This is a genomic window from Micrococcus sp., from assembly GCF_030523875.1.
GTDB lineage: Bacteria > Actinomycetota > Actinomycetes > Actinomycetales > Micrococcaceae > Micrococcus.
Genome location: NZ_JAUNHR010000080.1, coordinates 1 through 4709, shown reverse-complemented (window position 1 = coordinate 4709; position 4709 = coordinate 1). Strand labels below are relative to the sequence as shown.

4 protein-coding genes and 1 pseudogene are annotated in these 4709 nt (G+C 77.0%); 4 read left to right on the top strand and 1 reads right to left on the bottom strand.

What is annotated here, in order from left to right:
* Positions 1–109: 109 nt before the first annotated feature.
* Positions 110–2281: an MMPL family transporter gene (locus Q4D18_RS09680; protein ID WP_303127787.1), complete on the bottom strand. Its 2172-nt coding sequence runs from the start codon at positions 2279–2281 to the stop codon at positions 110–112.
* A 269-nt stretch (positions 2282–2550) separates the two neighbouring features.
* On the opposite strand from Q4D18_RS09680, the gene Q4D18_RS09675 reads away from it, so the two are divergent.
* From Q4D18_RS09675 to Q4D18_RS09660, 4 genes and pseudogenes are all read left to right on the top strand, one after another.
* Entirely contained in the window at positions 2551–3093 is a 543-nt protein-coding gene (locus Q4D18_RS09675; protein ID WP_303127770.1) for a MarR family winged helix-turn-helix transcriptional regulator, read from the top strand.
* On the top strand, positions 3090–3608 hold the full coding sequence (locus tag Q4D18_RS09670; protein ID WP_303127768.1) for a hypothetical protein: 519 nt from the start codon (positions 3090–3092) through the stop codon (positions 3606–3608). Before Q4D18_RS09675 ends, Q4D18_RS09670 begins: the two co-directional genes overlap by 4 nt.
* A gap of 73 nt (positions 3609–3681) precedes the next feature.
* Positions 3682–4434 carry a hypothetical protein gene (locus tag Q4D18_RS09665; RefSeq protein ID WP_303127767.1) on the top strand — a complete coding sequence of 251 codons (753 nt, stop codon included), beginning with the start codon at positions 3682–3684 and terminating at the stop codon, positions 4432–4434.
* Positions 4362–4709, top strand: a pseudogene (locus Q4D18_RS09660) (hypothetical protein); the annotation flags it as partial. The gene Q4D18_RS09665 and the pseudogene Q4D18_RS09660, both read left to right, overlap by 73 nt.

Sequence of the window (4709 nt, the reverse complement as noted above, 5' to 3'; positions counted from 1 at the left end):
CGGCGACGACGGGCCCGGCGGGCCGGCCCCGGCCCCGCCCCCCCCCGCCACGCCGCCGGCGCCCCCGCCCGGCCCGGCGAGGGGGCGCCGTCGTCGTGCAGGGCGGGACTCAGGCGGCCCGGGAGGGCCACCACACCTTCGGCCCGATGTCCCGCACCAGCGCCGGGATCAGCAGCGAGCGGACGATCAGGGTGTCCAGCAGGACGCCGAACGCCACGATGAACGCCAGCTGCACCATGAACACCAGCGGGATGACCACGAGCGCCGCGAACGTGGCGGCCAGCACCACGCCGGCCGAGGTGATGACCCCGCCCGTCACGGTGAGGGCGCGCAGCACGCCGGCGCGGGTGCCGAGCTTCGGGGTCTCCTCCCGCGTGCGGGTCATCAGGAAGATCGTGTAGTCGATGCCCAGGGCCACGAGGAACACGAAACCGTAGAGGGGGACGGTGGGGTCCGCGCCGGGGAAGTTCAGCACGTGGTTGAACACCAGCGCCGAGACGCCCATGGCGGTGCCGAAGCTGAGCACCGTGGCGGCCACCAGGAGCACCGGGGCCAGCACGGAGCGCAGCAGCACCATGAGGATCAGCAGCACCACGAGCAGCACCAGCGGGATGACCACCACGAGGTCGCGCTGCGAGGTCGTGTTGGTGTCCAGGGCCTGGGCGGCCGTGCCGCCCACGAGCACGTCGCCCGCGGTGTCCAGGGCGTGCAGGCCGGCGCGCAGCCCCTCCACGGTCTGCTGGGCCTCGAGCGACTCGCCGGGGTCGGTGAGGGTCGCGCTGATCAGCACCTGCCCGTCCCGCACCAGCGGCTCGGGCTCGGGTCGGGCGGCCTGCGGGACGCCCTCCCCGCCCGGGGCGACGCCGGCCGGCGGGCCGGCCGGGGCGTCCGTCTCGAGGGAGGCCTCGGCGACGCCCGGGTGGGCGGCCACGGCCTCGAGGACGCGGTCCGCGTCCTGCTCGGGGGCGACGATCTGCGCCGGGGAGCCCACGCCGGCGTCGAAGTGGGCCGCCAGGACCTCCTCGCCGTCGCGCGCGTCGGATTCGCCCAGGAGCACGTCCGTCTGGGCGATGCCGGAGGCCTGCAGCTGCGTCACGCCCGCCGCGAAGACGGCCAGGACGAGCGCGGTGACGATCCACACCGGGCGGGAGCGGCGCGCCACGAGAGCGGCCACGCGCGTCCACACGCCGTGGTCCTCCTCGAGGCCGGCGATCGGCCGGCCCTGCGCGTCCTCGGGCTGGCGGTAGGCCCGGCCCTTCTCCGCACGGCGCTCCGCCCGGCGTCGGGCGTTGGCGGGCGAGGGGACGGTGGGCCAGAACGCGGCGCGGCCCAGCAGCTCCAGGAGCGCCGGCAGCAGGGTCAGGGCGGCCAGCCACGCGAAGACGATGCCGGAGGCGGCGATCGGGCCCAGGGAGCTGTTCGAGTTCAGGTCGGAGACCAGCAGGATCAGCAGGGCCGCGGCCACGGTGGCGGCGGAGGCGGAGATGGCCCCGAACGAGCCGCGGACCGAGGCGGCCAAGGCCTCGCCGACGGTCGCGCGCCGCTCGAGCTCCTCGCGGTGGCGGGCCACCAGCAGGAGGCAGTAGTCCGTCGTCGCGCCGATCACCAGGATGGAGAGGATGCCCTGGGCCTGGCCGTTGAGCTGGATCCAGTCCGCCTTGGCCATCCAGAACACGGCCAGGATGGCCGCGCACAGGGCGGCCACGGAGGTCAGCAGCACCAGCACGGGCAGCAGCACCGAGCGGTACACGGACACCAGGATCACGAACACCACCACGAGCGCCACCAGCAGCAGGATGCCGTCGATGCCCGCGAAGGCGCTGCCGAGGTCCGCGGCCAGGCCCGCCGGTCCGGCCACGTGCCAGTCGGCGTCCGCCACGACCGTCCCGTCCAGGGCGGCGTCCGCCGCCGCGGGGTCCGCCAGGACGTCGCGCAGGTCCTCGACGACGTCGCCGACCTCGCGCTCGGCGTCCTCGCCGGCGGGCAGGAAGGCCAGGTACTGGACCGCCTCCCCGTCCTCGCTGGGCACGGGGCCCACCACCTGTTCGACGCCGTCGACCTCGCCCAGGCGCTCACCGAGGGCGGCGAGGGCGGGGAACGCCGAGGCGGGGTCGGCCGTGGACGCCTCGCCCACGATCACGGCGGGCACGGCTTCGCCGTCCCGGAACGCGGCGGCCCGCTCCCCGGCGAGGGTGGACTCGGCGGTCTCGGGCAGGAACGTGGACTGGTCGTTCGAGGAGACCTCGGAGATCTTCCCGAAGGTGGGCCCGCCGAGGCCCATCACGGCCAGCCACACGAGGAACAGCGCGGCGGCGACGCCGGCCCGCACCCATCGGGTGCGCCGGCGGGCGGCGGGGTGCTCGACGTCGTCGGCGGCGTGGGTGCCGGCGGGATGGGCGCCGGCCTCGGGGGCGGGCGCGGAGGGGCGGACGGCGGCGCGCGCCGCCGCGGTGCGGTACGGCGTCAGGTCGGGGGGCTGCGGCATACCGGCCAGGGTACCCGATGGTTCGACTGTCGAACGATATCGGTCACAGGACTAGACTTCCGCCCATGAGCGCGACCGGCGGCCCCGCCCCTCCCCGGCACCAGGCCGTGGTGGGGGCCCTGCGCGCCTTCAGCGAGCTCTCCGACCAGGCCGCGGACGACGCCGGCCGGGAGCTGGGCCTGGGCCGCACCGACCTGCGGGCCCTCACCGTGCTCATGCGCCGCGCCGCGGCGGGCGAGGAGACCACCGTCACCGACCTCGGCCGCGGCCTGCACCTGTCCAAGCCGGCGGCCTCCGCCGCCGTCGACCGCCTGGTGGCCTCGGGGCACGCCGTCCGCCGCCGCTCGGAGGGCGACCGCCGCCGGGTGATCGTGGACCACACGGACTCCGCCCTGACGGACGGTCGCGCGGCCTTCCTGCCCCTGGCCACCCGGATCAGCGGGGCCCTCGAGGCCTTCTCGGACGCCGAGCTGGACGCCGCGCTGCGCGTGGTGGCGGCCGCCGCGGCGGCCCTCGGCGGGGACGTCCCCGCCCCCGCGTGGCCGGCGACGTCGGGCTCCTCCGCCGCCCCGGCCGCGTCGACCCCGCGCGACGCGCCCCTGCCGTGACCGGGCCGCACCGCCCCCGACTCGTTGGTCTCGACGGCCGCTCGGGCGCGGGCAAGTCCACGCTGGCCTCCGCCCTCGCCGCGCGCCTGGCCCCGGACGCGCGCGTGGCAGTGCTGCCCCTCGAGGAGATGTACCCGGGGTGGGACGGCCTGGCCGCCGCGCTGGCCCCCCACGGCCCCTACGCCCGGGCCGTGCACGCCCTGGCCGCCGGGCGGCCCGCTCGCTGGAGGGCGTGGGACTGGCACCGCTCCCGCCCCGGAGCGGGGCGCGCCCTGGACCCGGCCGACGTCGACCTGGTGGTGTGCGAGGGGGTGGGCGCCCTGTGCGCGGCCGCCCGGGACGCGCTGGACCTGCGGGTCTGGGTGGAGCAGGACCCCGCGGTGCGCCGCGCGCGGGCCCTGGCCCGGGACGGGGAGGCCTACCGCCCGCACTGGGACCGGTGGGCCGCGCAGGAGGAGCGCTACCTCGCCGCCGAGCATCCCGAGCACGCCGCCGACCTGCGAGTCCGACACTGACCCGCGCCGTCGGACACGACGACGCCCCGCCGGCCCGGTCCGGCGCCCCTCCCCCGTCCCCCGAGAGGCCCCCATGTCACCCGTCACGCACGACGCCGTCGTCGGCGCCACCACGGCCCGGCAGGTGGTGTTCGTGGGCCCCATGGGCGTGGGCAAGACGACGGCGGTCACCTCCCTGTCCGACGTCCCCGTGATGGGCACCGACGTGCGCCAGTCCACCCTGTCCGTCACCGAGATCCCCCAGGGCGGGAAGACCACCACCACGGTGGGCATCGACGACGGCGAGTGGACCGACCCCGAGGGCCGGCGCGTGGCCCTGCTCGGCACGCCGGGCCAGGTGCGCTTCTCCTCGGCCCGCGAGTCGGTGACGGCGCACCGGGCCCGGATCGTCCTGTGGGTGTTCGGGCGGCGTCCGGACGCCGCCTTCCAGATCGGGCGCTGGCTCGAGCTGCTGGGCGACGAGTCCGTGTGGGCGCGCACCGTCGTCGCCCTGACCCGCCTGCAGGGCGAGCACCCCCGCCTGATCGCGACGGCCGGGGCCGCAGACGGCGAGGCTCCGGCGGCCCCGGCCGGCGCCCCCGTGGAGGACGTCACCCCGGGGCGGCGGCCGGAAGCGGAGCGGAGCGCTCCGCTTGTTGTTAGGCTGAGGACGCGCCGGTCCGCTCGGACCGCGGTGTCTCCCCCACCCTCGGAAGTGCTCCCATGGCAAGACTGCTGTACCGGCTCGGGCTCGGCTCGGCCCGCCGACCCCTCGTGGCCATCCTCGCCTGGCTCCTCGCGCTCGCCCTCGCGGTGGGCGCGTTCCTCGCGTTCGGGGGCACGCTGACCTCCGCGGTCACCATCCCCGGCACGCCCACGGCGCAGGTCACGGACCGCCTCAAGGAGGAGTTCCCGGACGCCGCCCGCGGCACCGGCCAGGTCCTGTTCGTCACCGAGGACGGCTCCCCGTTCACGCCGGAGCAGGAGGACGCCATCGCGGCCACCCTGGAGGCCGTGGCCGGGCAGGCACCGGTGGCGGACGTCCTCGACCCGTTCGAGGTGGCCGCCCAGCAGGAGGACGCGCGACGGGAGCTCGCCGACGGCCGACAGGAGATCGCCGAC